Source organism: Ilumatobacteraceae bacterium, from assembly GCA_033344875.1.
GTDB lineage: Bacteria > Actinomycetota > Acidimicrobiia > Acidimicrobiales > Ilumatobacteraceae > Ilumatobacter.
Genome location: JAWPMO010000001.1, coordinates 2,575,224 through 2,595,580 on the forward strand (window position 1 = coordinate 2,575,224; position 20,357 = coordinate 2,595,580).

Below are 20,357 nucleotides of genomic sequence, written 5' to 3' on the forward strand. Positions count from 1 at the left end.
CCGCCGCGGGCCCGTCCTCGACTCCGTCCAGGTAGGTGGTCGGCATCGCCGACCGCCTACCGGCGATTCAGTGCGGTGCGTTCACTGGCAGCGGTCGACGACGCTGCCACCACCGGGCACGAGTCGATCCCATTCGGCCTGGGTCATCGGTCGGCCGGCGACCTCGCAGGCCCGCTCGATCCAATGCTGCGGATCGAGCGGGACGGCGATCAGCCGTCCCGATGTCTGCACCCAGAGCTCGCCGGTCTGCTCGTCGATCCACGACAGCTTGCCGCCGACCGATCCGGTGCCGTTCCACACGAGTCCGGCGGAAGCGTCTCGCTCCACGTCCCAGATGCGCACCGAGCCGTTCGCGTCGATGAGTGCGAGGAGCCGACCGTCGTCAGCGAAGGTCGCGTTGGTGAAGTTGCCGTCGATGGGCAGGCGCTCTTGTCCATCGGTCTCGAGATCGATCAGCACGACGCCGGCTGGCTCGGCTCCTCCGCCTTCCGTCGGCACCGCGATGATCGAACTGCTCGGGTCGGGGTTGATGGAGAGGCCGTCGCCGATGCCGGTCGCGACCTCGTGGACGAGCTCACCCGCCGGGTCGTACGAGCGCAGTGTGCCGTCGTCGGTGAGCACGACGAGGCCGCCGTCGGTCGTCGGCTCGGCGACGTAATTCTCGGTGAGCGTGTCGACGGTGAACGTGGTGCGCAGGTTCCCCCGGTCGAGCGCGTTCATCCGGATCTGGCTGGCACCGTCGGCGAGTGTGTCGAAGGTGGCGACGAAGCCGAACACCACTCTCCCGCCGTCGATCTCGCTGCGGCGTGGCAGGCGTTCGACGATCTCGCCGTCGGCGAAGCGCACGATCTCGTTCCCGGCGCCGATCGCCCACATCCCGTCCGCCTCCGGGATCACGACCGCTGCCTCGAAGGCCGTGCCGTCGGCTCGGGTGATCGGCTCGTTCGTCCGCTCGCCGGTCGTGAGATCGATCCGCTGTGGCGTGCCGCCAGGTGGCGTGACCGCAGCGACGACCCCTCCTGCGTATCCGAGGTTGGCCGCCCCGGAAACCGCCCACGACCGCTCGACGAGCGCGTTCCCGCTCAGGTCGATGACCTGGCTCACTCCGCGGTCGTCGGTGATGATCGTGATGCGTCCGTCGTCGCGGATTCGGGCGCCGGCGACGCCGCGCAGCTCGACGGGGTCGCCCACGCGACCCGTCCGTCGGTCGAACACGCCGACCTCGCCGGGCAACACGATCGTGATCAGGCCGTCAGGCTGGATGCGCATCGCAAGGGGTTGCGCGTCGATGACTGCGTCGAGGCGGGCCACGGTCTCCCCGGTCTCGATGTCGAACGTCGTCATCGATCCGCCCTGCTCGATCGTCACGATCTGTCCGGCGTTCTCGTCGACGTCGAACGAATCGACCGGGAGCGGCGTCGCCAGCTCCTGGGCGAGCCGGCCGGTCGACGCGTCGTACAGCAGCGTTCGACCGACACCACCGTCGGATTCGGCGAGGGCGACGGGGAGCACCACCAGATCGCCGGAGCCACTGAGGCCCGGGTCCAGCGGAAAGACACCCGATTCGATCTCGATCGTTGCGAGCGCCTCGCCGGTCAGGTCGTCGAGCACACGCATCTGGACGCTCCCGTCGGGACGGTCGACGCCCATGAGGATCGTGCCGGAGGCGTTGTGTCCGAGCTCGATGATGAAGGACACGTCTGGTTGTGGGATCCCCTCCGACCAGGGCCCGTCGTAGGTTGCGGTCCAGATCATGCCTTGGTCCCGGGAGAACGCCAGCTTCCGATCGAGTTCTCGCGACCCCATCCAGATCGGACAACCATCGGTCGGCGGCGGTCCGACGTTGTCGATCTCACCTGTCAGCCGGTCGCGGATGACGAACTCACCATTGCGGATCGCCGTGTCGAACCGGCCGTCGTTCTGAGCGATCGCGACGCCTGCGCAGGTCGAGTCGTCTCCCCACGGGGGGAGGCCGAGGCTCGACAGCACGTTCGGGAGGGCGCTCGATCCGAGCGCGTTGAGCACCGCCTGCTCCGTCTCCGGGCCCGATGATCTCCCGTTCGCCTCGAGCGCCAGGAGGAGACCGAGCCGGGGGTCCTCGGCGGCGACCGACGCCGACCGACTGACCAGCGTCGCCAGATCGGCCCGCGCGGTCGCAGCGCGCGCTGCCTCTGCCTCCGACTCCGCATCGGCTGCGGCAGCCGTGGCGGCTGCAGCTTCGTCGTCGGCACGGCGTTGGGCGACCAGTGCGACGCCACCGGCGACGAGTGCGACGACGAGCGCACATGCGACCGCCACCACGAGGCGGCGGAGTCGCCGCACCCGCCCGGCCTCGTCCTGACGCTCGGCCTCGGCCGCAACCCGAGACGCCTCGACGAAGTCCCGATCGACCGGTCGCAGCCGATCACCCGCCGTCGCCACGAGCCCGAGCGCCGACTCGAGCCGACCGCCGCGAGCGAGATCCGACTCGTCCTGGCCGCCGCCGTCCCACGTCGTCGCGGCCCGATGCAGCTCGTCGACCGAACGCAGCAGCGCCGCATCCTCGTGCAACCAGTCGACCAGTCGCGGCCATTCGCGCAGCAGCGCTTCGTGGGCGACCTCGACGGTCGGTTCTCGTGTGGCCACGTCGCGATCGAACGTCACCAGCCGCGCGGCGCCGAGTTGATCGAGCACCCACGCCGTCGCGACCTCGCCACCCAGATCGGCGACCGGGACGCGCCGTCGGAGATCCGCCGACGACGCAGCCGGGTCGGCCAGTGCGCCGAACACTCGACGCAGCGCGACCCGCTGATCAGCGTCGGCGCTCGCGTAGATGGCCTCGGCCCGCGACGCCAGCGCGCCGCTCAACCCGCCGACCTCGTCGTACGCAGCGATCGTCAGCATGGCGCCGTCGCGCCGGTCGAACAGCTCACTCAGCGCGTACTGCAGGAGCGGGAGCGGTGACGGCTGCCCGGACGCCTCGGCTGCGATCCGGGCGACGAGCCCGGGCTCGAACGCGACGCCCTGGCGACGGGCCGGCTCGACGATCGCCCGTTCGAGCTCGTCGGGTGCCAGCGGGGTCACATCGACCGCGGTCTCCTTCAACACGCGGGCGAACGTCGGGTGTGCCAGCGGACGGTCGTAGTAGTCGGCCCGCAACGTCGCCACCAGTCGCAACGGTGACGTCGGTTCGGCGACCGCTTCGGCCAGCGCGTCGAGGAAGTGGTCGGCGTCGGCAGCCGTCGCTCCCGTGAACACCTCCTCGAGCTGATCGATCACCAGGACCACGCGATCACGGTCGTTCGGCAAGCACCGGCGGACACTGCGAAGGATCCCTCGGCTGCCGTCACGAAGCTGGTCGAGCAGCGTCGGCGGCGGGTTCACCGCCACCCGGAGCAGTGCTGCCTCGAGCGCTTCGAACGGATCGGTGCCCGGCATCATGGTCGTCGAGTACCAGTCGTCGGAACCGTCGATGCGACCGACTCGGAGCGCCGGCACGAGGCCCGCCCGGACGACCGACGACTTGCCCGAACCGGACGGCCCCACGACGACGACCGACCGGGATCGGATCGTGTCGCCCGCCAGCCGATCGAGGAGCTCGCTCACCAGCCGCTCCCGGCCGAAGAACCGCCCGGCGTCGCCGTCGTCGAACGCCTGCAGGCCGACGTACGGATTGGCCACGGCACCGACGATCGGTGCGCCGCTGCCCGACGGCTCAGCGGCCGCCGGTTCGAGTGCGTCCAGGAACTCGGCGATGCTCTCGATGCGGTCGGCCGGATCTTTCGCGGTCGCCCGGAGGACGGCCTCGGAGACCGCCGTGGGCACGTCGCTGCGGAGCTCGGCGAGCGACGGATACGGCTCGTTCAACTGACGCTCGACGAGATCGCGCGCCGACATCGCCGCGAACGGCAGCGACCCGGTCAGGCACTCGAACAGCACCACGCCGAGACTGAACACGTCGGCCTGCGGGCCCAGCTGCTCGCGTCGGATCTGCTCGGGCGCCGAGTAGGCGGGCGAACCCGGCGAGAGCGCCGCCTCCGGCCCGGCCGATTCGGCCGCCTCCAGCGCGATCCCGAAGTCACCGAGGAAGGTGTGGCCTGCGTCGTCGAACAGGATGTTGCCGGTCTTCACGTCACGATGGATCACCCCGTGGGCGTGTGCCGCCGACAGCGCGCCACCGATCTGATGTGCCAACGACAACGTCTCCGCGACCGACAGTGGCCCGTCGTCGAGCCGGCGTTCGAGCGTGCCGCCGGGCAACCAGCGCATCACCAGGTAGGCCGAGTCGGGGTCGCGCCAGAAGTCGATCAGCGGCACGATGTGCGGGTGCTCGATGCGGGCGACGAGGTGCGCCTCGGCCTCGAAGCGCCGGATGAAGTCGGGCTGCGAAGCGAGCTCGGCGCGGATCTGTTTGATCGCCACCTCACGGCCGACCGACGGCTGGATGGCGCGCCAGACGACGGCAAACGCTCCGACCCCGGCCTCCTCGATCAGCCGGTAACCGCGCAGCGGGCGGCCCTCTGGCGCAGCTTCGAGCGACGGGTCACCGGTGAGCAGCGACTGCTCCAGTTCGACGACCGCGGGCGACGGATCGAGTCCGGTCGTGTCCGCCACGGTCCGGCGATGGTTCTCCAGGACACGCAACGCTTCGGGGGTTCGGCCACTGCGGTGGAGGGCGAGCGCGTACTGCCGGGCGGCCCGGTCGCGGAGGCCGTGTTCGTTGGTGAACGCCGCCAGCTCACCGGTGATCTGGGTGTGTTGACCGAGGGCGAGCGCCGTCTCCCACCGCTCCTCCAGCATCTCGAGTCGGTCGAGTTCGAGCTGTTCGATCTGGGCTCGCGCCGCGTCGACGTCGTCCAGTTCCCGGAACGGTCGGCCCCGCCAGAGACCCAATGCCTCGTCCAGGAGTTCTCGCGCCTGCGCCGGATCGTCGTGATCTCGGGCGGCCTTGGCAGCCGCCCGCAGGTTCATGAACCGGAGGTGCTCGACCGCATCGTCGGGTGCTCGGAGGCGGTAGCCCGACGGGACGGTCTCGATCCACTCCTGCGCCTCGTTCGGCAGCGCACCTCGGAGGCGCGATACGTAGGTGCGCAGCGCTGGTGCCGTCGCGGCTGGACGCTCGTCGTCGCTCCACAGGTGTTCGGCCAGCCAGTCGATCTCGACGACCGAGCCCGCTCGCAACGCGAGGAGCGCCAACAGCTGCTGTTGCCGGGGGCCTCCGATGCTGATGGGTTCACCGTCGACGGCCAGGCCCATGCCGCCGAACACGCGGATCGACGGCGCCATCGTGTCGTGCTCGCCCGGTGCCACTCTGGTCATGCCCCCATCGTCTGCGGGCGACCTTACAGCGACATCACAAGACCGAAATCCCCACGTTCAGGGGTTTCGCGCCCCGACATCGCGCCGACGCCCGGTCGTCGGTGCCGCCCACGGTGATGGTGTCATCTGGTTGTGATGTCGATTCTTCATCGTGAACTCCGTGCTCGACCAACCGAGCACTCGAGACACGAGGAGTCACCATGACCGCATTCACACGCCAGACCAACACCACGATCGGCCGGCGAGCAGCCGTCGGGGTGGCCGCCGCGCTCGGCGTCATCGGTCTCGGCGCTGCACCGGCAGCCGCCGACGCACCCGTCGAGTTCAGCGTCACCGAGACCTTCACCGACGTGAACCCCTGCACGGGCGCCGAGCACGACGTCACGCTGGAGCTCGACATCCGCGAGCACGTGCACGGTGACCGAGTCGTCGTCCATCTCTCCCGCACCGGCACCACCAGCGACGGGTACGTGATGAGGAACGGTCAGGAGAACTTCGTCTTCAACGGCAACGTCGCCCGAGCCGCCTTCCACGACACGTGGCGCGACGACAACGGGTCGATGTTCAAGGCCCAGGGGTACTTCGTGGAGAAGATCGACGGCATCGTCGTCGAAGGCTTCCGCCTCCGCTGCATCACTCCCTGAGCGAACCGGTGCACGACACCGGCTGCGGCACCGTTCTTCGGGGCCGCAGCCGGCTCGCGTGCACGGGCCGACCGTTTCGGCCACACGGGTGGGCAGACCCGACGAGTCAGAAGTATGCGGCGGCGACCACGACGCCGTCGACGAGATCGACGTTGACGCGGTCGTCTCGCAGATCCAACGTGATGGCGTCACACTCGCCGTCGCGACCCACGACGCGCATGGTGAGACCCTCGGAGTTCGCGAGTTCTTGCGCCTCCGCTTCGTCGAGGCCCACGTAGTCGGGAGCGGGATCGCCTTGTTCAGCGGTGAGGCACGGCGCCGCGCCATCGACGGGGTCGCTGACATCCGACGACACGCCGGGCGCCGGCGAGTCGTCGTCCGATCCACATGCACTCGGCACCAGCAGCACCGAAGCGGACGTCATCGCGATCAATGTCGTGCGGTATTTCATCAGAAAGCCTTTCGGTTCGAATCGGGTCCGGCCCACCAAATGCTTCTTCCCAACGTCCAAGGGTCGGATACGTGCCAGTTCGATCGCGCCCCAGGACCACTGCGGCTCGGGCCGCCGAGCTCGATGGTCAACGGCATGAGTTCGATCGCGAGCGTGTCGATACATCCGATTGCGTTATGCAAGCAGTCGAACTACTCTGCCGGTGACCGGTTACGAAACACCAGCGGGTCAGCGACTTCCCGAGGAGAACACGATGCAGCAACGGATCAGGGTTCAGAACTTCACCGTGTCGGCCGACGGGTACGGCACGGGTGAGGGTCAATCGCTCGAGCGTCCGTTCGGCCATGCCGATCCGACGGAGTTGATGGCGTGGGGCCTTGCGACTGCGAGTTGGCCTGGCCGGACCGGCGCGGCCGGTTCGAGGGGGCTCGACGACTACTTCACGCGCGACTTCGCCCATGGGATCGGCGCCGAGATCATGGGCCGCAACAAGTTCGGCCCCCAACGCGGCCCGTGGTCCGACGACGACTGGCGCGGTTGGTGGGGCGACACGCCCCCATTCCACACACCGGTGTTCGTACTGACCCACCACGAACGGCCATCGTTCACGCTCGCCGACACCACGTTCCACTTCCTCGACGCCACCCCACACCAGGCGGCGGAGCGGGCCCGTGCCGCAGCCGGCGGGCTCGATGTCCGACTCGGCGGCGGTCCGACCACGATCCGTTCGTTCCTCGACGCCGACGTCGTCGACGAGATGCACGTCGTCGTCGCACCGATCACCCTCGGCGCCGGGGTCCGCTTCTGGGACGACCCGACCGAGTTCGACGACCGTTTCCACCATGACACCATCCCCGGCCCGAGCGGCGTGACCCACCACATCCTCTGGCGTAGCGACACCTGAACAGACCAGCGCGGCTGTGCTGATCCGAGCGATGTTCTCGGAGACCTCGGCGTGACGGCCGTCGCGTCGGCCGTCCAGCACCCCACCGACCTGGATCCACCCTTCACCGCGGGACGGAGGTCACCCCTGGTTGCGCTCGACGGTGATCGGAAGCGTGATCGGAAGGCGGACCGTGAACGCCGACCCTCGATCGATCGCCGTGTCGACGGCAACGGTGCCACCGTGGGCATCGACGATCGCAGCGACGACGGACAGGCCCAGGCCCGAACTGCGAACGCTGGACGTCCGGGACTCCTCGGCCCGGTAGAAGCGGTCGAAGACATGAGCGGCGACATCGTCGGCCATGCCGGGTCCTTCGTCGGTGACCGTGACGGTGACATGGGTGTCGTCGCAGACGACGCCGATGTCGATCGGAGAACCGGCGGCGTGGACTCGAGCGTTCGTGACGAGGTTGGCGAACACCTGCTGCAGCGCGTCGCGGTCGCCGACGACCTCCGGTCGCCCATCACGGACTTCGTCGAGCGGCGCTGCCAGGGCGATGTATCGACCGTCCGCCAGTTGTCCGACGGTGACTCGATGGTTCGGCCCTCCATCGGTGCCGTCGACCGTGAACGTGTTGCCGACGCGATCGATGATTCGGCTGGAAGTGAGATCGGGTCGCGGGAGCGGGTCGTCGACGGGACCGGCGAGAATCTCGAGTTCGACGGCGCCGAGCTCGTCGATGATGAACGTGGCCAGCGAATTGGTGCGGATCTCGATCGCGTCACCGGCCGCGCCGACGTCGTCGACACGTTCATCGCCGAGCTGCGCGACACCCATCGGCGGCGCCCGCGGCTCCAGCGGGAGTTCGACCGGGCACGACTGCCCTGAGCAACGATGCCGAGCAGCCGCTACTCGGGCTCGGGTACGATGTCGACGTGGCCAAGACCGCTGATGACCTGCGCACCGAGGTGCTCGCACTCCCCGCCCAGGAACGAGCGCGGATCGCTACAGAACTGCTGGCGAGTCTCGACAGTGAGGCCGTCGACGAGACCGAGGTCGACGAGCTGTGGACGGCAGAGACGCAGCGACGCGCCGCGATGCTCGACACCGGCGACGCACGAACCCTCGCCTGGGGAGAGATCGAGCAGCGCTTCGCCGAACGCCGCGCTCAGCGCGGCGCGTGAGCCTTCGTATCGAGTACCACGAGCTCGTCGACACCGACCTCGAGCACGCCTGGACCTGGTACGAGGACCAGGAGGACGGCCTCGGCGACCGATTCGTCGACGCGATCCACGTAACCGTGGTGCGAGCCTCCCGATGGCCGAACACAGGCGTTCCAGTCCTTCGAGACGACCGTGACGAGATCGTCGAGCGCAAGCTCCCCGTTCACGGCTTCCCGTACGCCGTGCGCTACCGGATCCTCGATGACGACCGGCTGATCGTCATGGCGGTCCTCCACCAACACCGACACCCAGGCTTCGGAACCGACCGTCAGCCCTGAGTTCGGCCGCAGCAACGTGGCATCGGAGGACTCCGTTGGACACTGAGCTTCGAGTTGGTGTCGAAGTCGTCAACGCTGTCGGGGATGAGCTACATCGTGCAACGCAAGGACGCTTCAGCACTCGACCGCGCCGCGGAACGCAAACTTGTCGACACCAACGTTGCTCGCCTCACCCGCCGACGGCGACGCCCGGCCGCGAGTAGCGCCGCGCGCACCTGGACCGCAGGCGAACTCAGCCGCTTCCTGGCCGCTGCCCGTGAACAACGCCTCTACCCGGCGCTGCACCTCGCCGCCCACACCGGAAGCGACGCGGCGAGATCATCGGTCTCAGGTGGTCCGACCTCAACGTCGCCCACGCCCGACTCTCGATCTCACGCACTCTTCAGAACGTAGGCGGCCGCCCCGTCGAGTTCGGCGTCAAGACCCGCACCAGCCGCCGCACCGTCGAACCCGACCAGACCACCCTCCAGCTGCTGTTGCGATGGCGACGACGGCTCGAACGCGACCGACTACCGGCAGGCGCGGATGACTGGGTGTTCTGCAACTCCAGCGGCCGATTCCTCAACCCCGAATCAGTCAGCCAACTGTTCGAACGAATCGTCCGCCGCAGCGACCTACCGCGAGTCCGGTTCCACGACCTGCGCCACACACACGCCTCGCTACTCATCGCCGACGGCGCCCCGATCAAGGTCGTGTCAGAACGCCTCGGCCACGCCCACCCGTCGTTCACGATGCACACCTACCAACACCTGCTCCCGGGCATGAGCTCCGCCGCCGCCGAACGATTCGCCACCCTCATCGCCGACAGCGGCCGGTAGATGTCTACCGGCCATCACGACGCGAAACTCCTGGTCAACGACTCGACTCCAACAGAGCCGGTAGACATCGCCGGTGACGCCCACCCGAACCAGCAAACGCAGAAGGCCCGGAACCTCAACGGCTCCGGGCCTTCCAGTTGGTGGCGGGGGCAGGATTTGAATCTGCGACCTTCGGGTTTATGAGAACCGAGCCCGTCGTCTGCTCTGGTGAGCGCGAGGCTGCGTTCGTCCAGCTCGGACGCCCCGTGCGTCTCCAACCCAAGCTCCCTCATCGGCTCTGGTCCGCAGCGGTCGGTGGCCGTCGCGTTGTACGAGTGTTGTACGAACCCACGCCAGCGGGCCGGAATCGCGAATGGCCAGATCGCGGCCGGTGCGAGCCCCCGCGCTGGGCATGGCCGAACGCCCGCCCGATGATGTGCAGCGGTCCGATCACATCTCTTCAGGCAAGCTCCCTTCGGTGATCAGGTCGTTGTGGACAGCAGGCACGCGAATGATGAAGGTCGAGCCGCAACCGACGACTGACTCGACATCGAGAGAGCCGCCGTGCGCTTCGACGAGCGACTTCGCGATGGCGAGGCCGAGCCCGCTTCCCCCATGCGTGGGGCTGCTTGCGCCATCGACCCGGTAGAAGCGGTCGAACACGCGCCCGAGGTGGTCGGCAGGGATGCCCGGGCCCCGGTCGGCAACCCGGATGACGACTGCCTCGCCGTCGGTCTCGGCGCCGAGTGACAACGCAGCGGACGCCGGCGTGTGGGTGAGCGCGTTGGTGACGAGGATCGACACTGCCTGGAGCAAGCGGTCCGGATCGGCAGAGACTTCGACGGGCGCAGGGATGTCGACGGTGATCGGGCGGGCAGGCTGCACGACTCGGGCGTCGGTGGCGACGTCGTCGAGGAGCTGGCCGACGTCCACGATTCCCGGCTCGATGGGAACTTCGCCTTCGTCCAGGTTGGCGAGGAGGAGCAGGTGTTCGACGATTCTGGACATGCGCGTGGCCTCGGCCCGGATGCGACGCATGGCGTCGTCGACCGCCTCGTCTGACGTCAGCAGGCCCTGGCGGTGCAGGTCGGCGTAGCCCATGAGGGTCGTGAGCGGCGTGCGCAGCTCGTGGGAAGCGTCGGCGACGAAGGCGCGGAGTCGATCCTCGGTGTCGGCGGTGGTGTCGAGCATGAGGTTCATGGCCGAGCCGAGCGTGGCTGCTTCGGTGTTGCCCGAGCTCTCCGGGACGCGCTCGTCACGGCGGCCCGCCGTGATGGCGCGGGCGACCTCGGTGGCGGCGCGAATTGGTCGAATCCCGAGCCGGTTCACCCACGATCCGAGAACGACGGCGAAGGCGCCGATCGCTGCGATTGACACGAGTCCGGACACGCGGAGGCTGCGGATCGCATCGTCGATCGGCCCGGTGGACTGACCGATGACGAGGGCCACACCATCGAAATCCTGGACGATCACGCGCATGTCGCTGGCGCTGTCGGAGGTTCCGATGGTGACCGGTACGTCGCGCGGAGCGCGTCGGACGTCGTCGAGGTCGGGAACGAGACCGGGTGTCGAGGCAGGCGCTGCGACCGTGATCAAGCCGCCGTTGGCCACGGCACCGACGTAGAGCTCACCGGTGTCGCTGACCGGGTCGAGCTCGGGACGTGTCGGGAAGGCGGGGAAGCGCGAGACCTGGTCTGCGACCAGTGTCAGCTGGGTGTCGAGCTGATCGAACAGGACCTGCTCCTGTCGTCGTTCCACGCCGAAGAACGCGACGATGACCACGAGCAGGCAGGCACCACCGGCGACGAGCAGTCGGGTCCGGAGGGTCACCTTGGTTCCTTGATCGAGTAGCCGACGCCTCGCACCGTGTGGATCAACGTCGTCTCGCCGATGTCGACCTTGCGGCGGAGTCCGGAGATGAACGTCTCGACGATGGCCGACTCACCGTCGAAGTCGTACTCCCACACATGGTCGAGGATCTGAGCGCGGCTGACGACGCGGCCGAGATTGGCCAACAGCAGACGCAGCAGCTTGAACTCCGTCGGTGTGAGGTGCACGGGGTCACCGGCGACGCGCACCTCGTGGGCATCCTCGTCGAGGACCACGTCCCCGGCCCGCAGCTCCCGCTTCTCGAGTTTGCCGGCTCGCCGCAGCGCAACATGCACTCGGGCCACGAGCTCCTCCAACGCGAACGGCTTGGTGATGTAGTCGTCGCCACCACTGGTCAGGCCCCGGACTCGATCCTCGGTGGCGCCACGGGCCGTGAGGAACAGCACCGAACCCGACCACCCGTCGGCGCGGAGACGGCGCAGGATCTCGAACCCGTCGATGTCGGGCAAGTTGATGTCGAGCACGACCACATCGACGGGTTCGGTTCGTACGTGCTGGAGCGCGTTGGTGCCGTTGTCGACGGCGGCGACGTCCAGGTTCTGCACCGACAACGCCGAGCCGACCAGAAAGCGAATGTTCTCCTCGTCGTCGACGACGAGGACCTTCGGGCGGTCCATCCAGAGAGCATCGCATCTGATCCGGGCGATCGCCTGCGTGGAACCTTGAGGTTTCCTGAGGGCGCTGCGGGGATCGCCAGCAAACTCGAAGGGTTCGCCAACGTGATCTTCGGGGTCGAGATCGATGCTGGGGCTCCCCGGTGCACCCGGCACCGGCCAACTCAGAGGAGCAGGGATGCGAACCATCACCCCGCGACGCATGTCGGCGACAATCGCCGCCGTCGCAGCGATCGCACTCGCCGGATGCGGCGGATCGGACAGCGACAGCGCGGCGGACGGCGCCGAACCGGTCGCCGACACCGGCGAGCTCGTCATCGACGAGAGCGCCGCCGGTGCCACAGCACCCGCCGAGACGCCGGTGGCCGAGCCCGCAGGCGACGCCGACGGTTCGCCCGACGGACCCGCCGACGACGGTACGGCAGCAACGGGCGAGTCGACGGACGAGGAGAAGGCACTCGCATTCGCCGAGTGCATGCGCGATGAAGGCGTCGACTGGCCGGATCCGAGCACGAGTGCGGACGGCAGCGTCGACCTGCTCGGGGGACAGACCTTGGCCCAGGTGGCCGGATCGTCGCCCGAAGCGACCCAGGCCGCGGCCGATGTGTGCACACCGCTGATCGAAGGTGCCAGCTTCCTGCCGGGCGGCGGTTCCGGCACGTTCGACGCCGAGACTCAGGACGCGTTCGTCGAGTTCGCCGAGTGCTTGCGTGACGAGGGCCTCGAAGTGAGCGATCCCGACTTCTCGAGCGGCGGGAACCCCCTGGTTGGTCTGTTCGGTCCCGGCTTCGACCCGAACGACCTGGACAACGCCGCGGCGATCGACGCTTGCAGCGGCATCTTCGCCGGCACGCCGATCGGCGATGCGGCCGGAACAGGGAGCTGACCACGATGCCGATCATCATCGACCCCCACCACGACGGTGCGACGCTCGACGACGCACGCCCTGCCACCGAGCCGATCGAGTCCCCATCGGCTCCGGGCGGCAACGGTGCGGCCGTGACACCGTCGACCACGGTCGAGCCGGCGCCACGCGCCGGCCGACGCCGCTGGCCCTACGTCGCAGCTGGCATCGGACTCGTCGCGGCCGGTGCCGCGGCCATCGTCAGCCGGAGCGACGACACCACCACGGAATCGGTCGACGACACCTCCGTGGAGGTGCGGACCGTCTCGGCCGAGGTGCGCGACCTCGTCGAGTACACGAATCTCGACGGCCGCATGGTCTACGCCGACACGACCGTCGTCACCTCCCCCGCCGACGGCGTCGTGACCGGCGTGATCATCGCCGGTGAGATCGTCGCACGCGGCACCGAGGTGTACGAGGTCAACGGCACGCCCGTCGTCGCCTTCGTCGGCGACACCCCGATGTACCGGCCGCTCGCCGAAGAGGCCACCGGTGACGACGTCGAGATGGTCGAGGCCAACCTGGCAGCACTCGGCTACCACACGCTCGACGACGACGAGGGAGACCCCACCGACACCGGCTTCGTCGTGGACGGGGTGTGGGACGACGCCACGACCGACGCCGTGATCCGCTGGCAGGAAGACCTCGATGTTCCCGCCACCGGCGAGATCGCGACGACGGATGTCGTGGTGATCGACGGCACCGCCGCAGTCACGGACGTGATGGTCGAGGTCGGCGACCGCGTTTCGGCCAACTCACCCATCGTCGAGCTCAACGTCCAGTCCACGATCGGGACCCGGCACGTCGAGCACTTCGGCGAGATCGATGTCCTCGTCTCCAACGGCGACACGATCGAGAACGGCGACGTGTTCTACACGGTCGACGGCACCCCGATCACGGCGATCGTGGCGCCCGACGGCATCAATCGCGAGCTCCGCGACGGCGTCGACGACGGCGAGGACGTCCTGGCGCTCGAGCAGATGCTGGTGTCCCTCGGCTACGACGCCGATGGCGATCTCGACGTGGACGACGAGTTCGACGACGCCACCACACGAGCCGTCACCGACTGGCAGGCGGATCTCCAGAACCTCGACGAGGACCTGGACGCGGACGGCCGCGTCGACCCGAGCGACCTCTACGTCATCGACGATGGCGAAGTGGTCGGCGCGCTCGCCGCAACCGACGGAGCGGTCCTCGCTTCGGGGTCCGAGCTGTGGTCCACGGAGCGAGCCGGATCCACTCGGAAGATCGAGACGGCGATCGCCGTCTCGGACCAGGACCGGATGGCGATCGGCGACACCGTCGACGTCGAGTTCCCCGACGGCGAGGTCGTCCAAGGCACCGTGACCGAGATCGCCACGTCCTCCACCGTCGACCCGATGGACCCGGATGCCGAAGCGATGCTCGCCGTCGAGTTGTCGATCGACACGGTGCCCGAGTCGGCGAGCGATCTCAACGAACTCGACGTCGAGGTGAAGCTGGTCGACGAATTGTCCGCCGGCGCCACCGTCGTCCCGGTCAGCGCGCTGGTCGCACGCGGCGACGGCACGTTCGAGGTGGAGGCTCTGACGACGACCGGCACCACGTTCGTCCCGGTCGACCCCGGGATGTTCAGCGACGGCGTGGTAGCGGTCGAGGGGATCGCTCCCGGCACACAGGTGGTGGTCCCATGATCCGCTCCATCGCCAGGTTCCCCGACGCCTCATCGGCCGTGGCCCTCGATTCGAGGCACAGCTCGGGCGGTCGGCCACCGACCGCTCGGTCGGCGCTCGAGCTCCAGAACGTCGTGAAGGAATACCCGGGCCATCCACCCGTGCGGGCGCTCGACGACGTGTCGGTGCGGGTCGACCACGGCGAACTCGTCGCCGTGGTCGGCCCCTCCGGCAGCGGCAAGTCGACCCTCCTGAACGTCATGGGCACGCTGGACCGCCCGACGCACGGAGTCGTCAGCATCGACGGCACCGACACCGCAACGCTCAGCGATCGGCGCGTCGCCGGCGTCCGCGCTCGACGCATCGGCTTCGTGTTCCAGCAGTTCTTCCTGTTGCCCGGGATGTCCGCAATCGACAACGTCGCCAACGGGCTGCTGTACAGCGGCGTCCCGCAGCGCGAGCGCCGTGAGCGCTCGGTGGTTGCGCTGGAGCGGGTCGGGCTCGGTCATCGGCTCGACCATCCGCCGAACCACATGTCGGGCGGTGAGCGCCAACGAGTCGCCGTGGCTCGAGCTCTCGTCCACGAGCCGGCCTTCGTGCTCGCCGACGAGCCGACCGGCAACCTGGATTCGAAGTCGACCGGCGCGGTGATGGATCTGATCGGTGCGTTGCACGCCGAGGGGACAACGATCGTGGTCATCACCCACGACACCTCGATCGCGGCGTCACTCCCTCGTCAGGTCTCGGTGTTCGACGGGCGCATCTCATCCGACTCCGCCCTGGACGGAACCCACCGGAACGGGGACCGATCATGAGCGCCAGACGCCCCGATCGCTCCACACGGCGCCCCGCAGTCGACGCGAGCACCCTCCGTCCGCTCGATGTGGTGCGCGTCGGAGCGTCCGGCCCCCGAGCGCGCACCACCCGAACTGCTCTGTCCGCACTCGGCGTGTCGATCGGCATCGCCGCGATGGTGGGCGTGCTCGGCCTGAGCGAATCGTCCAAGTCCGCCCTGCTGGATGAGATCTCCGCGCTCGGCACGAACCTGCTCACGGTCGAGCCCGGCACCGGTTTCGGTGGCGGCGACGGGCAACTCCCCGAATCGGCCGTCGGCAGCATCGAACGACTCGACGGAGTGGAGACCGCGTCGGCGGTGTACCCGGTCGACGCGGACGTGCTGAAGAACGAGTTCGTGGGCACCGGGGAGACCGGTGGCCTGTCCGTGATCGCAGCGGACGACGACCTGCTCGACACGCTCAACGGAGAGGTGGCTACCGGGACGTGGCACACGGACGCGACGTCGGCGTATCCGAGCGTCGTGCTCGGATCGGTGGCGGCGGAACGGCTCGGCATCGACTCCCTCGACACACCGACCTACGTGTACCTCGGGGAGGAATACGTCCAGGTGATCGGCATCCTGGAGGAGTTCCCGCTCTCGGCCGACCTGGATCGATCGGTCATGATGGGCCTGACGGCAGCTGTGGATTACCACGACGCCGAGCCCGCTGCCTCGTCGATCTACGCCCGCGTCGACGACGGTTCGATCGACGAGGTCCGCGACCTCATCCCGGCGACCGCCGACCCGGAGAGCCCCGAGGAGGTCTCGGTCAGCCGACCGTCCGACGCCTTGGAGGCGCAGGCCGCCGCCGACGACACGCTGACCACCCTGTTCCTCGGGCTCGGGGCCGTCGCCCTGCTCGTCGGCGGCATCGGGATCGCCAACGTGATGGTCATCGCGGTGATCGAACGTCGGGGCGAGATCGGGTTGCGACGAGCGCTGGGCGCGACGCGAGCCCACATCCGCCGGCAGTTCCTGACCGAGGCGGTCATCTTGTCCGTCCTCGGTGGTGTCACCGGCGTCGGGCTCGGTGTGGCAGCCACGTACGTGTACGCCACGACACAGGGCTGGCGCGTGGTCATCCCGACCTGGGTCGCCGCTGCCGGTCTCGCCTCGGCGATCGTGATCGGAGCCGTCGCCGGGTTGTATCCGGCGACGAGAGCTGCGCGGCTCGCCCCGACCGAGGCGTTGCGAGCATGAGCGACGCATCGACGGATGCCAGCCCGGTGGGCGAGACCACAGCGACCGAAGCACTGGCGAGCGAAGCGACCCGCGAGCTCGCCACCGCCTTCGGCTCGGCGCTCGCCGCCGGTGACCCAAAACAACTCGCACCGCTGCTGGCAAACCACGTGGCCTGCCGGACGCCCGGCCGACACGCAGCCGCAGGCGTGCACCACGGACGAGACCGAGTGATGGACGCACTCGTGTCGCCCGCCGACGAACGCGTCCGCGACATCTGCACCGAAGTCACCGAGATCGTCGTGGACGCACGCCGTGCATTCGTCGTGCTTCGCACGACCGGACGACTCGACGACGGGATGGTCACCGTGCCGATCGACGTGGAGGTGGCCTTGCACCTGCAAACCGACGGTGAACGGATCCTCGCGATCACCGAGTACAACGACGACCAGCACGCGCTCGACCGCGTCCTCGGCGGCGCACCCTCGGAGGCGCCCGAGCGGACCGGTCGGTGGCGTCACTGGTGGCGGCGCACCACGAGGTGACCCCGATGCGGATCCCGACAGCGTGCCGAGCGGTCGTCGCGGTGCTCGCGACACTCACCGCACTCGGGGCCGCGGCCACCGACGACGGGTCAGCGAGCGCGTCGTCGGTCACCGAGTGCCATGCGCGTCGGGTCAGCGACGACCTGCTCGAGGTTGCGTTCGACGAGGGCATCGGCACGGTCGACACCGTCATCGTCGGCGCCGACTACCAACGAGCGTTCACCCTCGATGATGGTCGCGTGTTGTGGGTCTTCCAGGACGCCTACATCGAACAGAACGGCTCGAGGGCACTGGTGCACAACGCCGGCGCCATGCAGGACGGCGCTTGCTTCGACGTCATCGTCGGCGAAGACGGAACGCCGACATCGCTCGTCGCCGCGGACTCGACCACCGCCTGGCAACGATGGTACTGGCCGCTCGACGGATACCAACGCGACGCCGACACCTTCGTCCTCTTCGTCGCCGAGATGAAAGAACTCGGCGGTTCCTACCTGTCGAACGCGACCCCGGTCGCGACCCACACCGTCGAGATCGACCTCAACACCGGTCACGCCGGACCACTCGAGCGCGCACCCGACTCGACCGACGCCCTCTACGGCTTCGAGATCACCGCGGACGACGAGCACCGCTACCTGTACGCCCAGTGCCATCGCCAATTCGGGTTCGGGTGGCTCGGTCACGACGAGTGTGCCGAGGAGGTGACCGTCGCCCGCCAGCCGCTCGACCAGCCGTCCGCCCCGCTCGACTACTGGGACGGAGCGGGCTGGACACGAAACAGCCGGAACGCAGCGAACATCGCACCCACCACACTGCCGGACGGAGCGCCTCGCGGCGCGAACCCGATGCAGATCCAACGCGATGACGATCGATGGATCGCCGTGACCAAGGTGAGCGACTGGTGGGGCGACAGCGTCGTGTTCGACGTCGCGCCGTTGCCCGAGGGCCCGTGGACCACCACGGCGGTCGCCCCGGTCGTCCCCGACGGTGACCACGGCTACAGCACGATCGAGGACGGCTCGTCGATCGCTTCGTACTTCGTGTCGTTCGTGCCGAGCGACGACGTCGGGCACACGTTGGCGATCAGCAACAACCGATGGGACGGCCAGTTCTCCGAGTGGTACCGCCCCCGATTCCAGACCGTCCCGGACGCACTCTGGAACGAGAGCCCGCCAGTGGCCCTCGCTCACGACGGTCGGTGGTGGTTGCCAGAGCAGACCGCCGCTGCGCTCGCACGAAGAATCTCACGATCCGGCGCAGGCTGACGGAAGCCGCCGCCTGGCAGTCGCTGGCATGCCCGCACCGACGACCGTGAGATCCTCAGCAAACCCGCAGCATTTGCCGAAGCGGTCTTCGGGGTGTCGACCGATACTCGAGTCCATGCCGCACCAATCCGCTGTGAATGCGATCTCTGTCTCGGGCCTGACCAAGCAGTTCGGCTCGTTGACCGCCGTCGACGACCTCACCGTCGACATCCCCACCGGCGGCGTCGTCGGATTGCTCGGACCGAACGGCTCCGGCAAGTCCACGACGATCCGCATGCTCCTCGGCCTCATCACACCCACCTCGGGGACCGCGACGGTCCTGGGGCACCCGATCAGCGACCCTGCCGCTTTCCTGCCGCGCGTCGGCGCGCTCATCGAGTCGCCCACCATGTACCCGAAACTGTCGGCGGAACGGAACCTGCGCAGCCTTGCCCGCCTCGCCGGCGTCAGCGACGGGCGCGTCGCCGAGGTCCTCGACATCGTCGGGCTCACCGGCCGGGAGCGGGACCCGTTCGGCGACTACAGCCTCGGCATGAAGCAGCGCCTCGGGATCGCCGCCGCGCTGCTGCGCGACCCGGAGCTGTTGGTCCTCGACGAGCCGACCAACGGCCTCGACCCGGCCGGGATCGTGGAGATCCGAGACCTGCTGGTCGGTCTCGGCCGGCAGGGCCGCACCGTGGTGGTCTCCAGCCACCTGCTGGCGGAGATCCAGGCCGCGTGCGATCGGCTGGTGATCATCCAGCGTGGGCGTCTCGTGTTCGAAGGTCCGATGCGTGAGCTCCTCGACCACACCACCGACGCGATCCACCTCGAACCCGAGCATCCCGGTGAACGGGACCACCTCGCCGAGATCCTGACGGCCGTCGACGTCCAGTCGAGTCCCGACGGCGCGGGGCTCGTCGTCGACGGCTCCCACGAACCGGCGTCGCTCAACCGCCTCGCCGCCGACGCCGGGATCGTCCTCCAAGAGCTCCACCGCGAGCGCGAAGACCTCGAAGACGTCTTTCTCCGACTCACCGCATCCGCATCCTGACCTCGCAACCACTCCCAAAGAAACGGATTCTCATGCTCACCTCGTTCCGGTCCGAACTCCTCCGCTTCGGTTCCACCACCCGCGTCGGCGTGATCGCGATGTCTGCGCTCGTTGCGCTCGTCACCGTCTTCGCGTTCACCGGTGTCGACCCGGCACCGGAGGGCGGGCGCCAGGCGCCCGGGGGCCAGGTCGCCGATGCCGCTTCAGTGTTGGCCGAAGCCGACGGGGTGCTCGGTGGCCTGATCCTCGCCTCCTCGATGGTCGGAGTCATCGCGCTCGCGCTCTGTGCGCTGTCCGTGGCGCGCGATTTCGAGCTCGGGACGATCCGGGTCCTCCTCGTCGTCCAACCGGCCCGGATCCGGTTCCTGGCCGGGAAGCTCGCCGCGCTGGCGGTCGTGATCGTCGCTGCGGTCACCGCCGCAGCCGTCGTCGGCGGGGTCATCGGTCTGGCACTGTCGGGCAGCGCCGACATCGACACCTCCGCCTGGTCCGCGTCGGCCACGCTCTCCGCCTACGCCAACCTGACCATCGGCGCACTCATCTGGGGACTGTTCGGTGCGGCGTTCGCCGTGGTCGCTCGCAGCGCGTCGACGGCGATCACCGCCGGCGTCGCCTACTTCCTGGTCGGCGAGAACCTGCTGCGCCTGGTCTGGGAGAACGCCGGGGATTGGCTACCTGCCGGCCTGCTCGACACGTTCACGTCCGGAGGCTCCGCCGACGTCACCTACCTCGCCGCCGCCGCACTCCTCGCGATCTACGCCGCCGCGGCGACCACGACATTGACCGTCGTCTTCGCCCGGCGAGACATCACCGACTGACCGCACCGACCGAGCACGCCTCCACCGACCCCGCAGAATGGAGCT

The 20,357-nt window shown here is 68.7% G+C and carries 18 protein-coding genes; 13 read left to right on the forward strand and 5 right to left on the reverse strand.

What is annotated here, in order from left to right; all coding sequences use genetic code 11:
• Nucleotides 1–81: 81 nt before the first annotated feature.
• Nucleotides 82–5,298 (reverse strand): protein kinase, encoded by a 5,217-nt coding sequence (locus tag R8G01_12140; protein ID MDW3214744.1) that lies wholly within the window; start codon nucleotides 5,296–5,298, stop codon nucleotides 82–84.
• A gap of 200 nt (nucleotides 5,299–5,498) precedes the next feature.
• Here R8G01_12140 and R8G01_12145 point away from each other — a divergent pair, with 200 nt between their 5' ends.
• On the forward strand, nucleotides 5,499–5,942 hold the full coding sequence (locus tag R8G01_12145) for a hypothetical protein (protein MDW3214745.1): 444 nt from the start codon (nucleotides 5,499–5,501) through the stop codon (nucleotides 5,940–5,942).
• Between the two features lie 106 nt (nucleotides 5,943–6,048).
• On the opposite strand, the gene R8G01_12150 is transcribed toward R8G01_12145, so the two are convergent.
• Nucleotides 6,049–6,366, reverse strand: coding sequence for a hypothetical protein (locus R8G01_12150; GenBank protein MDW3214746.1), 318 nt, complete (start codon nucleotides 6,364–6,366; stop codon nucleotides 6,049–6,051).
• A 229-nt stretch (nucleotides 6,367–6,595) separates the two neighbouring features.
• Between R8G01_12150 and R8G01_12155 the strand changes: the two genes are divergently transcribed.
• Nucleotides 6,596–7,297 (forward strand): dihydrofolate reductase family protein, encoded by a 702-nt coding sequence (locus R8G01_12155; GenBank protein ID MDW3214747.1) that lies wholly within the window; start codon nucleotides 6,596–6,598, stop codon nucleotides 7,295–7,297.
• 120 nt (nucleotides 7,298–7,417) lie between these two features.
• On the opposite strand, the gene R8G01_12160 is transcribed toward R8G01_12155, so the two are convergent.
• The gene (locus R8G01_12160; GenBank protein ID MDW3214748.1) at nucleotides 7,418–8,116 is read right to left on the reverse strand and encodes a HAMP domain-containing sensor histidine kinase; all 699 of its coding nucleotides are present in this window, start codon (nucleotides 8,114–8,116) and stop codon (nucleotides 7,418–7,420) included.
• A gap of 98 nt (nucleotides 8,117–8,214) precedes the next feature.
• Here R8G01_12160 and R8G01_12165 point away from each other — a divergent pair, with 98 nt between their 5' ends.
• From R8G01_12165 to R8G01_12175, 3 genes are all read left to right on the forward strand, one after another.
• Nucleotides 8,215–8,463 (forward strand): addiction module protein, encoded by a 249-nt coding sequence (locus R8G01_12165; protein ID MDW3214749.1) that lies wholly within the window; start codon nucleotides 8,215–8,217, stop codon nucleotides 8,461–8,463.
• Nucleotides 8,460–8,780 carry a type II toxin-antitoxin system RelE/ParE family toxin gene (locus R8G01_12170; protein MDW3214750.1) on the forward strand — a complete coding sequence of 107 codons (321 nt, stop codon included), beginning with the start codon at nucleotides 8,460–8,462 and terminating at the stop codon, nucleotides 8,778–8,780. The genes R8G01_12165 and R8G01_12170 overlap by 4 nt, the downstream gene beginning before the upstream one ends.
• Nucleotides 8,781–9,097: 317 nt before the next feature.
• Nucleotides 9,098–9,598: a site-specific integrase gene (locus R8G01_12175; protein MDW3214751.1), complete on the forward strand. Its 501-nt coding sequence runs from the start codon at nucleotides 9,098–9,100 to the stop codon at nucleotides 9,596–9,598.
• Nucleotides 9,599–10,027: 429 nt separating this feature from the next.
• Here R8G01_12175 and R8G01_12180 read toward each other — a convergent pair whose 3' ends face one another.
• Nucleotides 10,028–11,407 carry a HAMP domain-containing sensor histidine kinase gene (locus R8G01_12180; protein MDW3214752.1) on the reverse strand — a complete coding sequence of 460 codons (1,380 nt, stop codon included), beginning with the start codon at nucleotides 11,405–11,407 and terminating at the stop codon, nucleotides 10,028–10,030.
• Entirely contained in the window at nucleotides 11,404–12,084 is a 681-nt protein-coding gene (locus R8G01_12185; protein MDW3214753.1) for a response regulator transcription factor, read from the reverse strand. Before R8G01_12185 ends, R8G01_12180 begins: the two co-directional genes overlap by 4 nt.
• A 175-nt stretch (nucleotides 12,085–12,259) precedes the next feature.
• On the opposite strand from R8G01_12185, the gene R8G01_12190 reads away from it, so the two are divergent.
• The 8 genes from R8G01_12190 to R8G01_12225 all read left to right on the forward strand — a co-directional run bounded on the left by R8G01_12190 (nucleotide 12,260) and on the right by R8G01_12225 (nucleotide 20,312).
• Nucleotides 12,260–12,967 carry a hypothetical protein gene (locus tag R8G01_12190; protein MDW3214754.1) on the forward strand — a complete coding sequence of 236 codons (708 nt, stop codon included), beginning with the start codon at nucleotides 12,260–12,262 and terminating at the stop codon, nucleotides 12,965–12,967.
• Between the two features lie 5 nt (nucleotides 12,968–12,972).
• A complete protein-coding gene (locus R8G01_12195) occupies nucleotides 12,973–14,658 on the forward strand; it encodes a peptidoglycan-binding domain-containing protein (protein MDW3214755.1) in 1,686 nt (561 codons plus the stop codon).
• The gene (locus tag R8G01_12200; protein MDW3214756.1) at nucleotides 14,655–15,452 is read left to right on the forward strand and encodes an ABC transporter ATP-binding protein; all 798 of its coding nucleotides are present in this window, start codon (nucleotides 14,655–14,657) and stop codon (nucleotides 15,450–15,452) included. Before R8G01_12195 ends, R8G01_12200 begins: the two co-directional genes overlap by 4 nt.
• Nucleotides 15,449–16,675 carry an ABC transporter permease gene (locus R8G01_12205; GenBank protein ID MDW3214757.1) on the forward strand — a complete coding sequence of 409 codons (1,227 nt, stop codon included), beginning with the start codon at nucleotides 15,449–15,451 and terminating at the stop codon, nucleotides 16,673–16,675. The genes R8G01_12200 and R8G01_12205 overlap by 4 nt, the downstream gene beginning before the upstream one ends.
• Entirely contained in the window at nucleotides 16,672–17,199 is a 528-nt protein-coding gene (locus R8G01_12210; GenBank protein MDW3214758.1) for a nuclear transport factor 2 family protein, read from the forward strand. Before R8G01_12205 ends, R8G01_12210 begins: the two co-directional genes overlap by 4 nt.
• Before the next feature lie 5 nt (nucleotides 17,200–17,204).
• Nucleotides 17,205–18,461: a hypothetical protein gene (locus tag R8G01_12215; protein MDW3214759.1), complete on the forward strand. Its 1,257-nt coding sequence runs from the start codon at nucleotides 17,205–17,207 to the stop codon at nucleotides 18,459–18,461.
• A 115-nt stretch (nucleotides 18,462–18,576) separates the two neighbouring features.
• Nucleotides 18,577–19,494 (forward strand): ABC transporter ATP-binding protein, encoded by a 918-nt coding sequence (locus tag R8G01_12220; protein ID MDW3214760.1) that lies wholly within the window; start codon nucleotides 18,577–18,579, stop codon nucleotides 19,492–19,494.
• A 32-nt stretch (nucleotides 19,495–19,526) separates the two neighbouring features.
• The gene (locus R8G01_12225) at nucleotides 19,527–20,312 is read left to right on the forward strand and encodes an ABC transporter permease subunit (protein ID MDW3214761.1); all 786 of its coding nucleotides are present in this window, start codon (nucleotides 19,527–19,529) and stop codon (nucleotides 20,310–20,312) included.
• Nucleotides 20,313–20,357: the final 45 nt, after the last annotated feature.